This window comes from Bradyrhizobium lablabi (assembly GCF_018129385.1).
Lineage (GTDB): Bacteria > Pseudomonadota > Alphaproteobacteria > Rhizobiales > Xanthobacteraceae > Bradyrhizobium > Bradyrhizobium lablabi_C.
The window spans coordinates 485,804-504,692 of the sequence record NZ_JAFCLN010000001.1; the positions used below are offsets into that span (position 1 = coordinate 485,804).

Genomic DNA, 18,889 nt, shown 5'->3' on the forward strand with positions numbered 1-18,889 from the left:
GGCGAAGACATTTTCTGACCACAGTTTGGATTTGCAAGAACCTGTTGCCGCGACGACTATATTCCCTCGAGCGTGTTTACGGAGATACGGCCATGCCAGTTTTCGCCCGAACCATGTGCATGGCTATCGTGTACGCAGCTCTCGGCGTCTCCTCAGCTCTGAACCCCGATGCCGTATCGGCGCAACCGGCAAATATGGGCTGCGCCACCACGCAAGGGCCGAACGCGACGCAAACCCTGCGCTGCCGCGGCGACGTGATCATCGTCGCCGAGGACGGCGCAAGATATACCTTGCAGAGCCACGCCCGGAGCGGCGACGTCGATACGATCGACCTACAGAGCAAGGCCGTGCTGATCGATGCACCCAAGCCAAAAGCCAAACACCGCCTGCAAGTGATCACGCCGCAGGCGATCGCCGCCGTGCGCGGGACCAAATGGGCCGTCGACGTGCAGGACACCCGGACGTCGGTGCTGGTGCTGCGCGGCAGAGTGGCGGTGCGGCGGCCGAGCGGCGGCCGCCAGGTCCAGCTCGGTCCCGGCGAAGGTGTCGACGTCGATCGCGGCAGCACCGAACCGCTCACCGTCAAGCGCTGGGGCCAACCTCGCGTCGATGCCTTGCTGGCTCGGCTGGGACAATGACCGCACCGATCGTTTCTCTGTGACCGACAAGACATTCCAGACAATGGGAGCACTGCTGCTGGCGGCGGTCTGGGCGCTGGCGCTCGGCTACGGGCACTTCAACGGCGATGTCCGTTTCCTGGATCGCGCCGAGGGCGTGCTGACCGATTTGCGTCTGTTGTCGCGTGGCGAACGGCCCGCGCCCGGTGTCGTCACCATCGTCGCGATCGATGACGAGACCGTGGCCAAGAAGGGCGGCTATCCGCTGCCGCGCGCCGAGCTCGCCGGCATCATCGATACCATCAGCCGTCTGCGGCCGCGCGTCATCGCAATCGACCTCCTGCTGATCGATCGCGCCAGCGAAGCCGGCGACACGGCGCTGGCGGAAGCGCTGAAAAAGCATCCGAGCGTGATCGCGGCCGCTGCCGTATTCCCGGACGCAGTGCAATCGCTCGACGCAAGCGAAGGCGCGCTGGCGCGATTGCCCCGCGCGGAAAAATTCCTGCTGCCGCTCAAGACGTTTTCCGATCACGCGGCAACCGGCGTGGTCAATCTCACCACGGACAGTTCAGGCACGCCGCGTGGCTTTCCGATGCTGTTCCGCACCTCCGACAAGATCGAGTTGTCACTGCCCCTCAGAGTCGCGGCGCTGGCCAGCGGCGAAAATCCTGTCATCGAGGCCGAAAGATTGATGCTGGGGAAGCAGCCGGTTGCGACCGATGTCGATCTCGTGCTTCCAGTCGCCTTCTATGGACGCCATGGCGCCATTCAGACCGTCAGCGCTGCCGCGCTGCTGAACGATGAAGTACCCTCGGCGGTGATTGCCGACAAGATCGTCGTGATCGGCACCACCGTGACGGGAGGCGGCGACACCTTTTCGACCGCGTTCGATCCGGTGACGCCGGGCGTAGAGGTCGCCGCAACCGCCATCAGCCATCTGATGGCCGCAGATGGAATCCTGCGCGATCGTTTTACGCGGGGGGTCGATGCGGTGATGGCGGTCGCACTGACTCTGTTGCTGATCATATTGCTGGCCTGGCAGCGTAGTGCGATCGGCCTCTTTATGATCGCTGCCGTGCTGATCATGGCCATGATCGCGAATTTTGCTGCGTTCTCGCGCGGATATTGGTTCAGCGCGTCGCTGCCGCTCGCCACCGCGGCACCGCCCGCCATCCTGTTCGGCGCGGTGCAGCTTTGGCTGAACCGGCGGCAGGCACAGTATTTTGCGATGAAGAGCGATCTGCTACAGCAGTTCCAGGCTCCGGCCTTGAGGCAATGGCTGACCAAAAATCCAAATTTCCTGCTCACGCCGGTGCACCAGGATGCGGCGATCGTCTTCATCGACCTGTCCGGGTTCACTGCGCTGAGCGAAACGCTCGGCGGCGATGCGACGCTGCGGCTGCTCGAGGATTTTCACGGGCTCGTCGACCGCGAGGTCGAGGCGCGCGGCGGGGTGATCACCAGCTTCCTCGGTGACGGCGCGATGATCCTGTTCGGCCTGCCGGAAAGCACCGCGGACGATGCCAAAAATGCCGCGCTGTGCTGCGTCGATCTCTGCAACCGGGCCGAACAATGGATCGCATCCCTGCCGCCGTCGACCGCTGCGCGCACTGGCTTCAAGGTCGGCGCGCATTTCGGCCCGATCGTTGCGTCGCGCCTCGGCGGCGGCAGCCATCAGCACATCACCGCCACCGGCGATACCGTGAACGTCGCAAGCCGCCTGATGGAAGTCGCCGCCAGGCAAGGCGCCGTGCTGGCGGTAAGCGACGACCTGTTGCAGCAGGCGGGCGCGGGTTCAGCGCTACGCGAATCCGGAATCCTCACGGGACCGAAGGAAACGCGCATCCGCGGCCGCACCCGCGCGCTCTCGGTCTGGCTCTGGCGCAACGATGCGGGCGACCGGTATGAATGAGCGCCGGCGCGATAGTGCTGCTCCAGTCCCTCAAACATTACGGCCCGCGAAGCCGCGGGCCGTAACAACGACGTCGGCTATGAGGTCAATCCTTACGCGGCCCTGACCGTATCGAGGAATTTTGTCACCTCGCTCTTGAGGCGGTTGCTGTCGCCCGACAACATCTGAGCGGCCGAAAGCACCTGCGAAGAGGCCGAGCCAGTCTCGCCTGCGCCTTGCTGCACATCGGTGATGTTGGCGGAGACCTGCTGGGTGCCTTGGGCGGCCTGCTGCACGTTGCGGGAAATTTCCTGCGTGGCGGCCCCCTGCTCTTCTACCGCCGCGGCGATGGTCGAGGATATCTCCGACAGTCTTTCGATCGTCGCGCTGATCTCCTTGATCGCGACGACCGATTCCTGCGTTGCGCCCTGAATGCCGGAAATCTGCTGGCTGATCTCGCCGGTCGCCTTTGCCGTCTGTTCAGCCAACGCCTTCACTTCGGACGCGACCACTGCAAAGCCGCGGCCGGCCTCGCCTGCACGCGCCGCCTCGATGGTGGCGTTGAGCGCGAGCAGGTTGGTTTGTCCCGCGATGGTATTGATCAGTTCGACGACGTCGCCGATGCGGGCGGCAGCCCTGGAAAGCTCGCTGACGCGATCGTTGGTGACGCGGGCCTGGCCGACGGCATCGGTCGCCATCCGGGCCGATTCCTGCACCTGGCGGCTGATCTCGTTCACCGACGAAGAAAGCTCCTCTGTCGCCGACGCCACCGACTGCACGTTGGTGGAAGCTTCTTCGGAAGCCGCAGCAACCGTGGTAGCCAATCGCTTCGACCGCTCGGCGGTCGAGGACAGGGTACCGGCCGAAGATTCGAGCTGGCTCGAAGCCGAGGATACCGTGTTGATGATCTCCCCGACGGCGCCTTCGAAATCGTTGGCGAGTCTGATCATGTCCGCCTTGCGTTGCTCGGCGTTACGCTGTTCGGCCGCCTGCTGTTCGACTTTCAGCCGATCGACCTCAATCGCGTTGGCCTTGAAAACCTGGACCGCCTGGGCCATCCGGCCAACCTCGTCAAGCCTTTCGATGCCCGAGATGGCTACCGACGTATCGCCCCCGGCCAGAACACCCATCTGGGCCGTAAGGCGCTGAATCGGGCGGGTGACTACAAAGGTGACACCGGCTGCACCGGCAATCGAGAGAAGCAACGTCAAGGCGCCGGAGAGCAGTATTGTGAATATTGCCGAGTCCGCGGCAGCGCGCGACGCCTCGGCGCGGACCGACAGGAGCGCGCGTTCTTCCGCATCCATTTCCTGCACGACGGCGCGCAGGCCATCCATCGTCTTCTTGCCGGTGCCCGATGACTCCAGCTCCCGCGCTTTCGATTGGGTAGCGGGATCCTTCATCAGCGCAATTTCGCGTTGCGCGACGGTCGTGAACCATTCGCTCGCGTTCTGCTTGACCCGTTCGAGGCGACTCTGCTGCACGGCGTTGTCGGAGGTGAGGCTCCCGACCTTCGCTACAGCGGCGTTATACTGCTTCTGCCCTGCCTCATATGGGCCCAGGAAGCCGGCATCGGCGGAAACCAGATAGCCGCGCACGCCGGTTTCGCTATTCACCATGCCGCTGACGATCGCGTTGAGCTGCTCCAGAACCTCGTAGGTATGAACGGTCATTTTCTCGGTCGCGCGCATGACACCGAGCGACCTGTAAATCATCGCACTGCTGATGCCGACCACGAGGCATATTGCCGTGAACACGAGGGATAGTTTCACGGAAAGACGAAGGTTATTGAGCCAATTCATTCCATTCACCAATTCATGCTGAATAGCAACGCGCTCTTGCCGAATCAAAGTTAGACCGGCGATCGCCGTCTCAGATTCTCTAGTGTTGGAGTGTGCATGCTCCTTTAAAATTGCAGCCGGTAAGAATACGGGGACGCGCCCGCGGCCAATACCGCAACTCGTTCGATGGCACTCACCCTGAGGCCGTCGATGTCAGAGTCCTGACGGGAGACAAACATCTGCATGCAGACCGGCGCGCGCCTGCGCAGTGTTGCGGGCGACGCTGCCCCCTGCTCTCAAGGAGATATGCCGGCTCAGTCTTTCGAACTGCGCAGTTCAGGCGCGGGTTCGGTCCTGGCGGCGGGCTCCGCCCTGACCGGTTCGAGCTTGGCGCTCTCGACCGCCGGCATCGCGACCCGTGCCGCCACTTCGGCGCGTGCGTCGTCGGTCGCGCGAGGGCGTGAACCGAGCGGCGCGCGCGGACGCGACGCACGAGCCATCAGCATCTGCGAGGCGCCCTGGTGGCGGAAATCGCAATAGGCGAAGCCCATGCCGGACACCGAACCGCGGAAGCTGCGTTCGTCCTTCTTCTCGAGATTGAAGCAGGGTTCGAACGGGATGCCCTTGATCGAGGCGCACACGGCCTGGCCGCGGATCTGCAAGGTATTGCCGGGCAGCCGCACATGGCGGACCGGACCTGCGCCCGAGAACTGGATCGAGCCGGCGGCGCCAAGATCATCCATGATGCGGCCCGCGCCGCGGCTGCCGTCGAAACAGGTGAAAGCAAAAACTTTGCCGGCAACGAACCTGCGCGCTTCATCCGCCGTCATCATTCCGGCGAGTGCAGGCACAATGGTCGCACAGACGGTGACGGCTCCCAACACGATACGCGCAAACATTGCGATAACTCCAACTGCACCAGAGCGGCGGGCCAGAAGTCTCTTTACCCGCTGCTTACCATACCAACAGTGGCAACATTGGAGCAGCTTGGTTGGTAAAGTCTGAATGTCCCTTAGGAAATTTTTACCACGATTCTCCCGCGGACCTGGCCGGCGAGGATTTTGGGGCCGGTGGCGATGACCTCATCCAGGCCAATTTCGTGAGTAATTTCAGCAAGTTTTGCCCGATCCAAGTCGGTCGCCAGACGGCCCCAGGCGAGCTTCCGCTGCGGCAGCGGACACATCACGGAATCGATGCCGAGAAGGCACACCCCGCGCAAAATAAAGGGTGCGACCGAGGACGGCAGGTCCATACCGGCGGCGAGGCCGCAGGCAGCAATGGCGCCGCCGTATCGGGTCATGGAGAGGAGGTTCGCCAGCGTGGTCGAGCCGACGCTGTCGACACCGCCGGCCCAGCGCTCCTTTGCAAGCGGCTTGGCAGGGCCTGAGAGCTCGTTGCGGTCGATCACCTCGGCCGCGCCGATGCTCTTGAGATAATCGGCCTCCGATGTCCGTCCCGTGGAGGCGATGACGTGATAGCCGAGCTTTGACAGCACGGCGGTAGCAACCGAGCCGACGCCGCCGGCAGCGCCAGTGACGACGACCGGTCCGCTGTTCGGCGTCAGCCCGTGCTTCTCCAGCGCGAGCACGGAGAGCATCGCGGTGTAGCCCGCCGTGCCGATCGCCATCGCATCGCGCGTGGAAATGCCCTCGGGCAAACGCACGAGCCAGTCGCCCTTGACGCGCGCCTTCTCGGCATAGGCGCCGAGATGCGTCTCGCCCATGCCCCAGCCATTGCAGACCACCTTGTCGCCGGCCTTCCACTCCGGATGCGAGGATTGCTCGACCGTGCCGGCGAAATCGATGCCGGCGATCATCGGGAAGCGGCGCACCACCGGCGCCTTGCCGGTGACGGCGAGGCCATCCTTGTAGTTCACCGTCGACCATTCGACGCGGACGGTGACGTCGCCCTCCATCAGTTCGGCGTCGTCGAACTGCGTGAGCGCAGCGGTGGTGCCTTTTTCCGCCTTGTCGATGCGGATCGCCTTGAACGTTCCCACGGATAACTCCCCGATCTCTTGATCGGGGATGTTTAACCCATCAGGCGGGTTGCGCAACCGGGCGGGCGACGGGCTTTTCCACGATCGGCAGGTTGATCAGCGCGGAGAGCACGCCGAACAGGATCGAGAGCCACCACAGCGGCGTGTAGGAGCCGTACTGCTCGAACACGATGCCGCCGAGCCAGACGCCGAGGAAGCCGCCGACCTGATGGCTGACGAAGGCAAAGCCGTAGAGCGTCGCGAACCAGCGCGTGCCGAACATCAGCGCCACCAGCGCCGACGTCGGCGGCACCGTCGACAGCCAGGTCAGGCCGCTGATGGCGCCGAAGGCGATCGCCGTGAACGGCGTGATCGGGAACGAGATGAAGGCGAGGATCGAAAGCGCGCGGGTAAAATAGATCGCGGACAGGATGTAGCGCTTGGGAATGAAGTTCTGCACCCAGCCGACGCTGAGCGAGCCGATGATGTTGAACAGCCCGATCGCCGCGATCACCCAGCCGCCGGTGGAAGCGGGAATGCCGCGATCGACCAGGAAGGGCGGCAGATGCACGGTGATGAAGGCGAGCTGGAAGCCGCAGGTGAAAAAGCCGAGCACGAGCAGCACGTAGGAGCGATGGCCAAAAGCTTCCGCCAGCGCGGTCTTGAACGATTGCTGATCCGCAGCCGGCACGTTGGTCTCGGCTTGCGGCGGCGTCGACAGCGCCAGCGACAGCGGAACGATCAGCAGCATCAGCAGTGCGAACACGGTGAGCGCAGGCTGCCAGCCGAAACTGTCGATCATGGCAACGCCGAACGGCGCGAACAGGAACTGGCCGAATGATCCGGCGGCGGTGCCGGCGCCGAGCGCGATGCCGCGCTTCTCGGGCGGCAGCAATTTGCTGAAAGCGGAGAGAACGAGGTTGAACGAGCAGCCTGACAAGCCAAAACCGATCAGCACGCCCGCGCCCATATCGAGCGCCAGCGGCGTCGTCGAATAGCGCATCAGCAACAGACCGCCGGCATAGAGCAGCGCGCCGACCACCATCACGCGGACGATTCCGAAGCGGTCGGCGATCGCGCCGGCAATCGGCTGGCCAAGACCCCACAACAGGTTTTGTAGCGCCAGCGCGAGGCCAAAGACGTCGCGGCCCCAGGCGAGTTCGCGGCTCATTGGCTGCACGAAGAAGCCGAGGCTGGAGCGCGGGCCAAAGCTGAGCAGCGCGATGATGCAGCCGCAGATGATGATGACGAGCGGCGTGCGCCAAGTGCTGACCGCGGACGCCGACCGGGCGTCAGTAGTTGCCGACATCTAATTTCCCCCGGGATCCGGCCGGGCTCGCGAAATAGCGGCCCGGCACATTGCCGGGAGTTAATGCATTCGCATGAAAACCCCAAGGGGGCGCCGTGGATCGCAGGGCAGCCCTGCAAAATTGGCCGGACGTAGAAGCGGTAAGCCGGGCTGAATCAAAATCTTCAAAACAACCCCATGCACAGTAGATTTCCCGGTTCGCCGTCTGCGTCATGCCATGCGCGGGCCGCATGCCAAGAACGGTCGGCGCCGCCCTGAATGCCCGATTATCGCCGCGCGGCCGCCTGTTCAGCCGAACTCTGCGCGGCCTCCGCGAGCTTCGCCGAGATCGCAGCGGTCTCCTCGCTGGTTCCCCAGCTCGGCGCGTCGCTGCCGTCGCCCCATTTGCGCGGACGATAGAAGGTGTGCACGCCGGTCTTGTACATCCGCTTCATCTCGCTGACCCAGCCCGGCCGCACCCAATAGGCGTGGTAGTGCGTCGACTTGCCGACTTCCGGCAGCCAGAGCTGGCCGTCGAGGCTGGCCTTCGCGATCTTCTGCGCGCGGTCCCACATGTCGGGCTCGCGGATCACCTCGCGGTGGTTGTCGCAGGCGAAGCTGAACTGGCAGGCAAAATGCCGGTGCTTGTTCTGGTAGACGACGCCACACACGTTGTCCGGATACTTGCCGGAGAAGGCGCGGTTCAACACCACCTGGGCCACCGCGATCTGGCCGCGCACGGCTTCGCCGCGCGCCTCGAAATAGACGGCTTCGGCGAGACATTTTTCGTGCTTGGCGCGCAGCTTTTCGTCGAACAGGCCGAGCCGCTCGGCCGGCGTCTGGGCGCGCTGGTTGTCGGCATTGACCTCGCCCTTCGGCGCGATGCTCTCGCCCATGTCGCCGGCCTTGACCGGGCCGTCGGCATCGACCGGCAGCGAGGCCATCATCTTCATGTCGGGATCGGCGACGGCGTCCGGCATCACGATGGTCGGCTCCTCGCCGGGCTGCCAGCGCTCGATGCTTTCGGGCGAGCCGAGCGAAGAGCCGAAGAACAGGCTGGAGGTCTTGAACGAGAACGCATCGCGCGGCGGCGCAGGCGCGGCCGCCACGGCAGGCGCATCGGGCGCCTTCCCTGCTTCGTCCTTCCCGATCTCGAGCGACAGCGATTGATCATATTGCGGCAGCGGCGGCGCGTTCAGCGCGGCCTGCAATTCCGGATCGAGCGGCGCGCGTGCGGCAGGCAGCGGCGCGGCCGCGGTCTTCGCGCCCATGACGGATGAATTGGATGTCGCGGGATCCTGGTTGGCAGGGGCCGGCGGTGCGACGGTGTCCGCGGGCGGCGCAGACCGGGTGACGAGACGGTCACCCTTCAGCGTGCGATCGACTTTCGGGAAGTCGGAAGCCTGATAGCGCGATGGCGGCGTGACGAGCGGACTGCTGCGCGTCACCGTGCCCGTGATATCGCGGGCATCGATGCTGGCAAGACGATAGGACGGAACCTGCGGCGACGACGTTCCGATCGGACGGCCAAAGCTGTAGGTGGCGAGCTGGATGTTGCTGGCGGAGGAGGACACGCGCTTCTGCCAGCGCTCGGCGACGCCCGGCTGGCGGGCCAGCAGTGAGGCGATATCCTGATACCCGGTCTCCGTCGGCATCATCGAGAAGATGCAGAGACCGAGCACGAAGGACGCGATACGCACGTCCTTCGGCCGGTTACGCAACACAGACATTGTACGCTCACGCAACGCTTACGCTACTCGGTACGCAACCGAATTGCAGTACATCCGTGCAATTCGACCAAAATTGTTGGTACCGAATTTAGGTTGCCGCGGAGTTAATCGGCGTTGCACGCGCGATACATGCAAGCAGGCGCGGTGTTTTGCGCGATGAGATCGTGCGCGTTGGTAAACAGGCGCTGGAGCGAAGTGGTAAATATCCGGTCAACGGAAGAGATGAAGGAACTCTTGCGCGAGTGCGGTTGGATTGCGTAACGCGCTCGTCGTCATTCCGGGGCGATGCGCAGCATCGAACTATGGGGCGCCCTTGCGCCCCTGAGAATCTCGAGATTCCGGGTCTGGTCCTCCGGACCATCCCGGAATGACGGCTGAGAGAGTTCGTCATTGCGAGCGAAGCGAAGCAATCCAGCTTGGCCGCAACAAGAAAGCTGGATTGCTTCGTCGCTTTCGCTCCTCGCAATGACGGGGAGAGAGCGGTGCGCCTCTCGCCGCAATCGCCACGCACGACGAGTGACGCAGAATTTTCGTCGCGGCGAAGGAAGCTGGATTGCTTCGCTTCGCTCGCAATGACGGTGGAGATGCCTGTGCCTGATTTAAGAGACTGGCGCCCGGTGCAGAGGCCCTACGCCTGGCTCGCCACTGCCTTGCCGAGCGCGGCCTGTGCAGCGGCGAGGCGTGCGATCGGCACGCGGTAGGGCGAGCACGAGACGTAGTCGAGGCCGATCTGGTGGCAGAAGGCGACGGAGGCGGGATCGCCGCCGTGTTCGCCGCAGATGCCGACCTTCAGATTCGGCCGCGTCTTGCGGCCGCGCTCAACGCCGATCTTGACGAGCTCGCCGACGCCGTCGCGGTCGACCGAGATGAACGGATCGATCTCCAGGATTCCCTTGGCGACATAAGTGCCGAGGAAGCTTGCGGCATCGTCGCGGCTGATGCCGTAGGTGGTCTGCGTCAGGTCGTTGGTGCCGAACGAGAAGAATTCGGCGGTCTGCGCGACATCGCCGGCCATCAGGCAGGCGCGCGGCAGCTCGATCATGGTGCCGACCTGGTAGTCGAGCTTCTTGCCGGTCTCCTTCATCACCGCCTGCGCGATGGCGTCGATGCGCGCCTTGACCAGATCGAACTCGGCCTTGGTCGCGATCAGCGGCACCATCACCTCGAGGCCGACAGGCTCGCCGGTGCGCTTGGCCGCTTCAACCACGGCCTCGAAGATGGCGCGGGCCTGCATCTCGGCGATTTCAGGATAGGCGATCGCAAGGCGACAGCCGCGGAAGCCGAGCATCGGATTGAACTCGGCCAGATCGCGGGCGCGATCGGCCAGCTTGCGCGGATCGGTATTCATCGCGCGCGCGACTTCCTCAATCTCGTGCTGCGTGTGCGGCAGGAATTCGTGCAAGGGCGGATCGAGCAGGCGGATCGTGACGGGCAGGCCCTTCATGATCTCGAACAGCTCGACGAAATCGGCACGCTGCATCGGCAAAAGCTTCGACAGCGCCGCACGGCGCGACTGCTCGTCTTCGGAAAGGATCATCTCGCGGACGGTGCGGATGCGGGTTTCCTCGAAGAACATGTGCTCGGTGCGGCACAGGCCAATGCCCTCGCCGCCGAACTTGACGGCGGTGCGCGCATCTTCCGGCGTGTCGGCGTTGACGCGGACGCCGATCTTGCGGACCTCGTCGGCCCAGCCCATCAGCGTGCCGAACTCGCCGGACAGTTCCGGCTCGATCATCGGCATGCGGCCGGCCAGCACCTGTCCGACCGAGCCGTCGATGGTGATGACGTCGCCGGTCTTGAAGGTGCGCCCACCGACGCTCATGGTGCCGCGGCCGTAATCGACGCGGATGGCGCCGCAACCGGAGACGCAGGGTTTGCCCATGCCGCGCGCAACCACCGCCGCGTGCGAGGTCATGCCGCCGCGGGTGGTCAAGATGCCTTCGGCGGCGTGCATGCCGTGAATGTCTTCCGGGCTGGTCTCGATGCGGACCAGAATCACCTTGCGTCCGTCGGCCTGAAGCTTTGCGGCCTCATCGGACGAGAACACGATCTCGCCGGAGGCGGCACCGGGCGAAGCCGGCAGGCCGGTGGCGATCACGTCGCGCTTGGCGTTGGGATCGATGGTCGGGTGCAGCAACTGGTCGAGCGAAGCCGGATCGATGCGCGTGACCGCGTCCTTTTTCGAGATCAGGCCTTCATTAGCGAGTTCGACGGCGATGCGCAGCGCCGCCTTGGCGGTGCGCTTGCCACCGCGGGTCTGCAGCATCCACAGCTTGCCCTGCTCGACCGTGAACTCCATGTCCTGCATGTCGCGGTAGTGCTTTTCCAGCAGCGTGTAGATGCGCGTCAGCTCCTTGAAGGCTTCCGGCATCGCGCTTTCCATCGACGGCTTGTCGGAGCCGGATTCCTGGCGCGCCTCTTCGGTGATGTCCTGCGGCGTGCGGATGCCGGCGACGACGTCCTCACCCTGGGCGTTGATCAGGAATTCGCCGTAGAGCTTGCTCTCGCCGGTCGAGGGATTGCGGGTGAAGGCAACGCCGGTCGCCGACGTCTCGCCCATGTTGCCGAACACCATCGCCTGCACGTTGACGGCGGTGCCCCACGACTCCGGAATGTCGTGCAGCTTGCGGTAGGTCACCGCGCGCGCGTTCATCCAGGATGAAAACACCGCGCCGATCGCGCCCCACAATTGCGCGTGCGGATCCTGCGGGAACGGCGAGCCGGTCTCGCGCTCGACTGCTTCCTTGTACTTGCCGACCAGTTCGACCCAGTCGTCGCCGGTGAGATCCGTGTCGAGCGAATAGCCCTGGCTGTCCTTGAAGGTGTCGAGGATGTCCTCGAAATGATGATGCTCGAAGCCGAGCACCACGTCCGAATACATCGTGATGAAGCGGCGATAGCTGTCATAGGCAAAACGACGATCGCCCGAGAGGTTTGCGAGCGCTTCCACGGTCTCGTCGTTGAGGCCGAGGTTGAGCACGGTGTCCATCATGCCCGGCATCGACGCGCGTGCGCCTGAGCGCACGGACACAAGCAGCGGATTCTTCGAATCGCCGAACGACTTGCCGGTCAGCTTGCCGACATGATCGAGCGCCTTCTCGACCTGCGCCTTCAATTCCTTCGGATAGGTTTTGTCGTGCGCGTAGAAATAGGTGCAGACCGAGGTCGGGATGGTGAAGCCCGGAGGCACCGGCAGGCCGAGATTGGCCATCTCGGCGAGGTTGGCGCCCTTGCCACCGAGGAGATCGCGCAGGTTTGCAGTACCCTGGGCCTTGCCGTCGCCGAAGGTGAAGACCCACTGGCCGGGCTTTACTGTGGGCTTCGCGGGCTTTGCCGCAGCTTTCACAGCCGCCTTGGCGGCCGGCTTGGGCGGGGCTTTTTTCAGCGCCTTGCGAGCGCTCGGGGCGGCCTTCTTGGCAGGCGCCGAGGGCTTTGATTTTGCTGCAATTTTCTTCGACTTCGCGACGGCTTTGGCCATGGCCTACAGACAATCCGAAAGAGGGATGGGAGTTGCGCGCCTTACACCATTTTGAACGGTTCCGCGCAAGCCGCGAAACCCGCTTTCCAGCACGGGATGACTATTCCTTGAATAGTCATCCCGTGCTGCTTTTTTGTTTGGGCATGATCTTTTTCGGAAAACCGGTACCCACTTTTCCGGATCATGCCCCTAGAACCGCAGCCATTTGAGCAGGCCCAGCCCAATCAGGCCGTTCACGATCAGGAACAGAGCGATGATGTAATTGAGCAGCCGGGGCATGATGAGGATCAGCACACCGGCCACCAGCGAGATGATCGGCGTGATGTGAGCGACCGTGAGGGTCATTGAAGTACCTCCGCGTCAGGCATGATTGATATGGGTGATGTCGAATCGAGGGCTGCAACTTACCCGCTGGCGCGGTTCCGGAATAGCAACCTCGTGACGCCTCCGGCAGTTCCCCACTCTCATGAAAATTGCCCGAAATTGCCGCGTATGCGGCAGCTGAACCCCGGAACATTGCTGTGCGCGATGAATTCTTCGTGCCATGTGCGCTGAACTGAGCGCCAATCATCGCAGGAGGAGTTTTGTCATGCGGACTAAACTGTTGGCCATTGCGGCGATCGCCGGTGCATTGAGCGTGCCGCTCACAGCGCAGGCGCAGACCGTCGGTATCGTGCGCGGCGAAAGCGTCGTCATCGATGACGATGACGATTTCATCGCGCTGGAGCAGCGCCCGGCATTCCGTGAATACGTCGTGCGCGAGCACATTCCGAGCTATCGCGTTCCAGGACGCGTGGTGGTCGGCGGCGTGCTGCCGGAAGCCGGCGTGACCTATTACAACGTGCCGCCGCGCTTCGGCCCCTCGCCCTACCGCTACACCGTGGTGAACGATTACCCGGTGCTGGTCGAACCGCGTACACGCCGCATCGTTCAGGTCCTGGAGTAAAGCGTGATCAGCAGGCGAGAGATCGCGCTGAAGGAGTAGCGTCCTGAACGATCAGTCCGGGCGCCGCGCAAGCGGATGTGCGCGAGCCGACCGGACCAAAAGGCCCCGCCCGGTACTTCCCCCGCCGGAGCGGGGCTTTTTTGTTCGCGCGCTTTTTGTTCGCGTTGAAAATGGTCGCCACAAGCGATGCCGTCATCCTGAGGTGCGAGCCTCGCGGTGCATTTGCACCGCGTGGTGAGCCTCGAAGGATGGGCCGCGGGCTCGCATCCTTCGAGGCGCGCAAGTGCGCGCACCTCAGGATGACGTCACTACGAGTGCCGCGCTACTAATCCTGTATCTTCGAAAAATCCGCCACCGCGCGCGTCGCCGCGCGGATTTCGTTCAGCAGTTTCAGCCGGTTCTCGCGCACCTTCGGATCGTCGTCATTGACCTTGACCTTGTCGAAGAACGCATCCACCGCCGGCCGCAGCTTTGCCATCGCGCTCATCGCGGCGGCAAAATCTTCCTTGGCCACCGCGGCGCCCGCTTCCGCCTTCACCTGATCGATCGCCTTCGCCAGCGCCTTCTCTTCGTCGAGCTTGTAGAGCGAAGCATCCGGCGCACCGTCAAAGGTCCGCTTGTCCGTCTTCTCTTCGATCGCGAGGATGTTGCTCGCGCGCTTGGTGCCGGCGAGCAGGTTCTTGCCATCGTCGCTGTCGAGGAATTTTCCGAGCGCCTCCACGCGGCGGACCACCATAAGCAGATCGTCCTGGCCGCCCAGTGAGAATACGGCATCGACGAGATCGTGGCGCGCACCTTGATCGCGGAGTTGGACCTTCAGACGGTCAGCGAAGAAGGCGAGCAGAGCCGCAGTTAAGCTGCGGTCCAGCGGTACATCGCGCGGATTGATAAGACCGCCACCAGGCGCTGAATCGAACACCGTAGTTCTGCCATGAACCGCCTCATGCAGCCGCTCGTGTGCTTGGTGAATGATCGGCGAGAGGGCTAAGCGAATCTTGTTTTCGACCAATAATCTGATCACGCCCAACGCTGCGCGCCGCAGTGCATAGGGGTCTTTGCTACCTGTCGGCTTCTCATCAATTACCCAGAAGCCGACAAGCGTATCGATCTTGTCCGCAAGTGCGACTGCTACACTCACCGGATCAGTCGGAACGCGATCGGCGGGTCCTTGTGGCTTGTAGTGCTCCTCGCTCGCAGCCGCAACAGAAGCATCTTCACGCTGCGCCTGCGCATAATACTTGCCCATCAGGCCTTGCAGCTCGGGGAATTCGCCGACGACTTCCGTAAGCAAATCCGCCTTCGCCAGATGTGCGGCGCGCTTCGCTTTCTCGACGTCGGCGCCGATCAGCGGCGCGATCTCGGCCGCGAGCCGCTCGATACGCTTGATGCGCTCGGCCTGCGTGCCGAGCTTTTCGTGAAACACGATCTGCTCGAACTTCGGCAGCCGGTCCTCGAGCTTCGTCTTCAGGTCCGTCTCGTAGAAGAACTTCGCATCGCTTAGCCGCGCGCGGATCACGCGCTCATTGCCGGCGACGATGGTCTTGCCGCCGTCGGTCGCCTCGATGTTGGCGGTGAGGATGAACTTGTTGGCGAGCTTTCCAGTCTTCGGATCGCTCACCACAAAGCACTTCTGGTTGTTGCGGATGGTGGCGCGGATCACTTCGCCCGGGATGGAGAGGAACTCCGCATCGAACGAGCCCATCAGCACGACCGGCCATTCGACGAGGCCGGCGACTTCGTCGAGCAGCACCTGGTCTTCCACCAGCTCATAGCCTTGCGCGAAGGCGAGCTGTTTCGCGTCGGCAAGGATGATGTCCTTGCGCGCCTGCGGATCGAGCACGACCTTGGCCGCCTTCAGCCTGGCTTCGTAGTCCTCGAAGTGACGCACGGAGATCGCACTTGGGGCCATGAAGCGATGACCGTAGGTGGTCTGGCCCGCCTCGATGCCGTCGATCGAAAACTTCACGACGTCAGGCTCTTCGGTGTCGGGACCGAAGGTGGCGGTGATCGCGTGCAGCGGCCGCACCCAACTCAGCGATCCCGATTTGGCCGAGCGCGCGCCCCAGCGCATCGATTTCGGCCACGGGAACGTGCGGACAATGACCGGCAGGATATCGGCCAGCACATCGATCGCGGGGCGGCCCGGCTTCTCGATCAGCGCGATGTAGAAATCGCCCTTCTTGTCGTTCTGGATCTTTGCCTCTGATATCGAGGAGAGGCCGGTGGCCTTCAAAAATCCCTGGATTGCGGGCTCAGGTCCGCCGACGCGCGGGCCGCGGCGCTCTTCCTTCAGGTCGGGCTGGCGCGCAGGGATTCCGTGCACGGTCAGCGCCAGGCGGCGCGGCGTGGCAAAGGCTTTGGCGCCTTCATAGACGAGGCCTTCGGCCACCAGCTTGTCGGTGACCGTGCGGCGCAGATCGTCGGCCGCCTTCGCCTGCATGCGCGCGGGAATTTCTTCCGAAAACAGTTCGAGCAAAAGATCGGGCATCAGATCGCCCTGCCCGCTTCGGTGTGCACCCAGGCTTCGCCGCACGCCTTCGCCAATTCGCGCACGCGCAGGATATAGCTCTGCCGCTCCGTCACCGAGATCACGCCGCGCGCATCCAGCAGGTTGAAGGCGTGGCTCGCCTTGATGCACTGGTCATAGGCCGGCAGCGCCATCAGATGTTCCTTTTGGTTGCCGCCCTCACGCCAACCCGCGGCGAGATATTTCTTGCACGCCGCTTCGGCCATTTTGAACTGCTCGAACAGCATGTCGGTGTCGGCATACTCGAAATTGTGTCGCGAATATTCCTGCTCCGCCTGCAGGAAGACGTCGCCATAGGTCACCTTGTCGGCGCCCTCGCGGCCGTTGAAGTTGAGATCGTAGACGCGGTCGACGCCCTGCACATACATGGCGAGACGCTCGAGCCCGTAAGTGAGTTCTCCCGCGACCGGCGCACATTCGACGCCGGCGACCTGCTGGAAGTACGTGAACTGGGAAACTTCCATGCCGTCGCACCAGCATTCCCAGCCCAAGCCCCACGCGCCGAGCGTCGGGCTTTCCCAGTCGTCCTCGACGAAGCGGATGTCGTGCACGGACGAATCGATTCCGATCGCGGCGAGCGACTTCAGGTAAAGCTCCTGAAGGTTCGGCGGCGACGGCTTCATGATCACCTGGTACTGGTAATAGTGCTGGAGGCGGTTTGGGTTCTCGCCGTAGCGGCCATCCTTGGGCCGGCGCGAGGGCTGCACGTAGGCGGCATTCCACGGTTTTGGCCCCAGCGCGCGCAAGGTGGTCGCGGGATGGAACGTGCCGGCGCCCATTTCCATGTCGTAGGGCTGCAGGATCACGCAGCCCTGCTCCGCCCAGAACCGCTGCAGCGCGAGGATAAAGCCCTGGAACGAACGTTCCGGGCGCATGTGGTCAGGCAGGGCATCCATCGTCAGAATCGGTCTCGCGAAGGGGGCGGAAAATGCGCGGGACCGTATCGACGGGGGAGCGGGGAATCAAGGCGATGGAGACCTTGATTCCTCATGGTGAGGAGGCGCAAAGCGCCGTCTCGAACCATGAAGGCCCGAGACCTTGGCCATCCTTCGAGACGCGGGCTGCGCCCGCTCCTCAGGATGAGGGCCGTCAGCCCGGGCGATAGGCGCCCGTGACGGGGTCGCGCTTCAGCGTCGGAATTTCGCTGGTCCTCACGGTCTCGGCCATGCGGGCCAGGCGAGCTTCTTCCAGCTCGCGGTTGATCCTCTGAGCGGTCTTGTAAGCCCAGCGAACCACGGCGAGCCCACCCAGGGCAGCTCCAAATGCGACCAGCGGCGGCATCTGTCGATCCTTGTCGTTCGTGTCAGCCCCCAATGCCCGCATTCTCTCCCAACGCGGCCCGGCCTGCAATCGGGTGCTCCGGAACCAAATGCCGCGGCCATCTCACCGGGTTTTGAGCGCTCCGGCTTAAAAAGCGGCTGGAGTCTCGTTCCGATAAGATCGGAACGAGACTCCATCTTATTGTTTTGACGCGTTTTCTTCACGCGAACCGGAAATCCACCCCGCATCGGGTGCGGGCAGGCTTCGCTTGAAACGCTCTAGAAGCCGAATTTGGCCCAGATGGCCCGGGTTTCCAGCGCCGAGATCAGATCATCCGGCAGTCCCCCGATACCGTCGAGCGCGGCGAGCGACCCGGCACCCGGCGACCGCCGCCCCAACAGACCGGACAGGAGCCCGCTGGCCGGCGCGATGACGGGGGTCAGCACCTTTTCGCCGTAGCGGGCGCGCAGCGTCGAGCGGAGATCGCCGACGGCATCGGCCAGCCCGAGCGATACCGAGGTTTCGCCCGCCCAATATTCGCCGGTGAACAGCGTATCGTCGGCGCCCTTCAGCCGCACGCCGCGGCTTGCTTTCACCAGCGCGATGAAGATCGCATGGATTTCGCGCTGGATCGATTTCAGCCGCTCGACCTCCTCCGGCTTCTCGGGCAGGAACGGATCGAGCATCGCCTTGTGCTCGCCCGCGGTATAGAGCCTGCGTTCGACGCCGATCTTCCTGATCAGCTCCTGAAATCCAAAAGTGCCGCCGACCACGCCGATCGATCCGAGGATCGAGGATGGATCGCAAAAGATCTCGTCACCCGCGCAGGCGATCATGTAGCCGCCGGAAGCCGCGACATCCTCGACGAACACCAGCACCGGCAGTTTCTTTTCCGCCGCAAGCTGCCTGATCCGCAGATAGATCTGCCGCGACTGCACCGGCGATCCGCCGGGCGAATTGATCACCAGCGCCACCGCCCTGGCGTTTCGGGTGCCGAAGGCGCGCTCCAGCATCTTGGCGACGCCGGCCAGCGACATGCCGGGCCGCAGCGGGGTGACCGCGCCGATCACCCCCGACAGACGGACCACGGGCACGACCGGAACATCGCGCCGCAGCCGCGCCGGTAACAATTGCTTCAGCCTGTCAACGAGGCCCGGCCATCCCGCGCGATCACTTGTTTGTTGATTCATGCCGTTACCTCGAATTAACCATTTTTTATCACGCCACTGTCATTGGAAAGCCGGGAACGCCTTTTGCATAGCCGGGATTGAGGCTGCAATGGCGCAGCGGAGAGTGACATGAAGATTTACCTGCTGTTGATGCTGATCGGCACCCTTTTGACCGCGATTCACTTCACTTCCGCACCCGAACAACGCTCGAAAACCCTTCCCTA

14 protein-coding genes are annotated in these 18,889 nt (G+C 63.5%); 3 read left to right on the forward strand and 11 right to left on the reverse strand.

Annotated elements, in window-relative coordinates; translation table 11 throughout:
- Positions 1-119 precede the first annotated feature (119 nt).
- Positions 120-638: a FecR domain-containing protein gene (locus JQ628_RS02215; protein WP_212218469.1), complete on the forward strand. Its 519-nt coding sequence runs from the start codon at positions 120-122 to the stop codon at positions 636-638.
- Between the two features lie 19 nt (positions 639-657).
- Positions 658-2,529, forward strand: coding sequence for a CHASE2 domain-containing protein (locus tag JQ628_RS02220; RefSeq protein WP_349628008.1), 1,872 nt, complete (start codon positions 658-660; stop codon positions 2,527-2,529).
- Positions 2,530-2,621: 92 nt separating this feature from the next.
- On the opposite strand, the gene JQ628_RS02225 is transcribed toward JQ628_RS02220, so the two are convergent.
- The 7 genes from JQ628_RS02225 to JQ628_RS02255 form a co-directional block, all read right to left on the reverse strand.
- Positions 2,622-4,310 carry a methyl-accepting chemotaxis protein gene (locus JQ628_RS02225; RefSeq protein WP_212218472.1) on the reverse strand — a complete coding sequence of 563 codons (1,689 nt, stop codon included), beginning with the start codon at positions 4,308-4,310 and terminating at the stop codon, positions 2,622-2,624.
- 293 nt (positions 4,311-4,603) lie between these two features.
- On the reverse strand, positions 4,604-5,188 hold the full coding sequence (locus JQ628_RS02230) for a hypothetical protein (protein WP_212218476.1): 585 nt from the start codon (positions 5,186-5,188) through the stop codon (positions 4,604-4,606).
- A 113-nt stretch (positions 5,189-5,301) separates the two neighbouring features.
- Positions 5,302-6,288: an acrylyl-CoA reductase (NADPH) gene (gene acuI, locus JQ628_RS02235; protein WP_212218479.1), complete on the reverse strand. Its 987-nt coding sequence runs from the start codon at positions 6,286-6,288 to the stop codon at positions 5,302-5,304.
- A gap of 40 nt (positions 6,289-6,328) precedes the next feature.
- Entirely contained in the window at positions 6,329-7,576 is a 1,248-nt protein-coding gene (locus JQ628_RS02240) for an MFS transporter (protein WP_212218482.1), read from the reverse strand.
- 266 nt (positions 7,577-7,842) lie between these two features.
- Positions 7,843-9,285, reverse strand: a complete 1,443-nt coding sequence (locus tag JQ628_RS02245; RefSeq protein ID WP_212218485.1) for a cell wall hydrolase — start codon at positions 9,283-9,285, stop codon at positions 7,843-7,845.
- A 628-nt stretch (positions 9,286-9,913) separates the two neighbouring features.
- Positions 9,914-12,763 carry a pyruvate, phosphate dikinase gene (ppdK, locus tag JQ628_RS02250; RefSeq protein ID WP_212218488.1) on the reverse strand — a complete coding sequence of 950 codons (2,850 nt, stop codon included), beginning with the start codon at positions 12,761-12,763 and terminating at the stop codon, positions 9,914-9,916.
- A gap of 189 nt (positions 12,764-12,952) precedes the next feature.
- Positions 12,953-13,108, reverse strand: coding sequence for a DUF3096 domain-containing protein (locus JQ628_RS02255; RefSeq protein WP_212218491.1), 156 nt, complete (start codon positions 13,106-13,108; stop codon positions 12,953-12,955).
- A 244-nt stretch (positions 13,109-13,352) separates the two neighbouring features.
- Here JQ628_RS02255 and JQ628_RS02260 point away from each other — a divergent pair, with 244 nt between their 5' ends.
- Positions 13,353-13,709 carry a DUF1236 domain-containing protein gene (locus JQ628_RS02260; protein WP_212218495.1) on the forward strand — a complete coding sequence of 119 codons (357 nt, stop codon included), beginning with the start codon at positions 13,353-13,355 and terminating at the stop codon, positions 13,707-13,709.
- 325 nt (positions 13,710-14,034) lie between these two features.
- Here the strand turns inward: JQ628_RS02260 and glyS are convergent, their stop codons facing one another.
- The 4 genes from glyS to JQ628_RS02280 form a co-directional block, all read right to left on the reverse strand.
- Positions 14,035-16,197 (reverse strand): glycine--tRNA ligase subunit beta, encoded by a 2,163-nt coding sequence (glyS, locus tag JQ628_RS02265; RefSeq protein WP_212218498.1) that lies wholly within the window; start codon positions 16,195-16,197, stop codon positions 14,035-14,037.
- On the reverse strand, positions 16,197-17,132 hold the full coding sequence (locus JQ628_RS02270) for a glycine--tRNA ligase subunit alpha (protein ID WP_212218502.1): 936 nt from the start codon (positions 17,130-17,132) through the stop codon (positions 16,197-16,199). Before JQ628_RS02270 ends, glyS begins: the two co-directional genes overlap by 1 nt.
- Positions 17,133-17,325: 193 nt before the next feature.
- Positions 17,326-17,517, reverse strand: coding sequence for a hypothetical protein (locus JQ628_RS02275; RefSeq protein ID WP_212219332.1), 192 nt, complete (start codon positions 17,515-17,517; stop codon positions 17,326-17,328).
- A 257-nt stretch (positions 17,518-17,774) separates the two neighbouring features.
- The gene (locus tag JQ628_RS02280) at positions 17,775-18,686 is read right to left on the reverse strand and encodes a S49 family peptidase (RefSeq protein ID WP_212218505.1); all 912 of its coding nucleotides are present in this window, start codon (positions 18,684-18,686) and stop codon (positions 17,775-17,777) included.
- Positions 18,687-18,889 lie beyond the last annotated feature (203 nt).

What these genes read in the sequence shown, in the direction of transcription:
- JQ628_RS02225 (WP_212218472.1), bottom strand. Translation starts at nt 4,310, where the DNA reads ATGAATTGGCTCAATAACCTTCGTCTTTCCGTGAAACTATCCCTCGTG.
- JQ628_RS02240 (WP_212218482.1), bottom strand. Translation starts at nt 7,576, where the DNA reads ATGTCGGCAACTACTGACGCCCGGTCGGCGTCCGCGGTCAGCACTTGG.
- JQ628_RS02280 (WP_212218505.1), bottom strand. Translation starts at nt 18,686, where the DNA reads ATGAATCAACAAACAAGTGATCGCGCGGGATGGCCGGGCCTCGTTGAC.
- JQ628_RS02270 (WP_212218502.1), bottom strand. Translation starts at nt 17,132, where the DNA reads ATGGATGCCCTGCCTGACCACATGCGCCCGGAACGTTCGTTCCAGGGC.
- JQ628_RS02230 (WP_212218476.1), bottom strand. Translation starts at nt 5,188, where the DNA reads ATGTTTGCGCGTATCGTGTTGGGAGCCGTCACCGTCTGTGCGACCATT.
- JQ628_RS02215 (WP_212218469.1), top strand. Translation starts at nt 120, where the DNA reads ATGGCTATCGTGTACGCAGCTCTCGGCGTCTCCTCAGCTCTGAACCCC.
- JQ628_RS02255 (WP_212218491.1), bottom strand. Translation starts at nt 13,108, where the DNA reads ATGACCCTCACGGTCGCTCACATCACGCCGATCATCTCGCTGGTGGCC.
- JQ628_RS02260 (WP_212218495.1), top strand. Translation starts at nt 13,353, where the DNA reads ATGCGGACTAAACTGTTGGCCATTGCGGCGATCGCCGGTGCATTGAGC.
- JQ628_RS02275 (WP_212219332.1), bottom strand. Translation starts at nt 17,517, where the DNA reads ATGCCGCCGCTGGTCGCATTTGGAGCTGCCCTGGGTGGGCTCGCCGTG.
- ppdK (WP_212218488.1), bottom strand. Translation starts at nt 12,763, where the DNA reads ATGGCCAAAGCCGTCGCGAAGTCGAAGAAAATTGCAGCAAAATCAAAG.
- glyS (WP_212218498.1), bottom strand. Translation starts at nt 16,197, where the DNA reads ATGCCCGATCTTTTGCTCGAACTGTTTTCGGAAGAAATTCCCGCGCGC.
- JQ628_RS02245 (WP_212218485.1), bottom strand. Translation starts at nt 9,285, where the DNA reads ATGTCTGTGTTGCGTAACCGGCCGAAGGACGTGCGTATCGCGTCCTTC.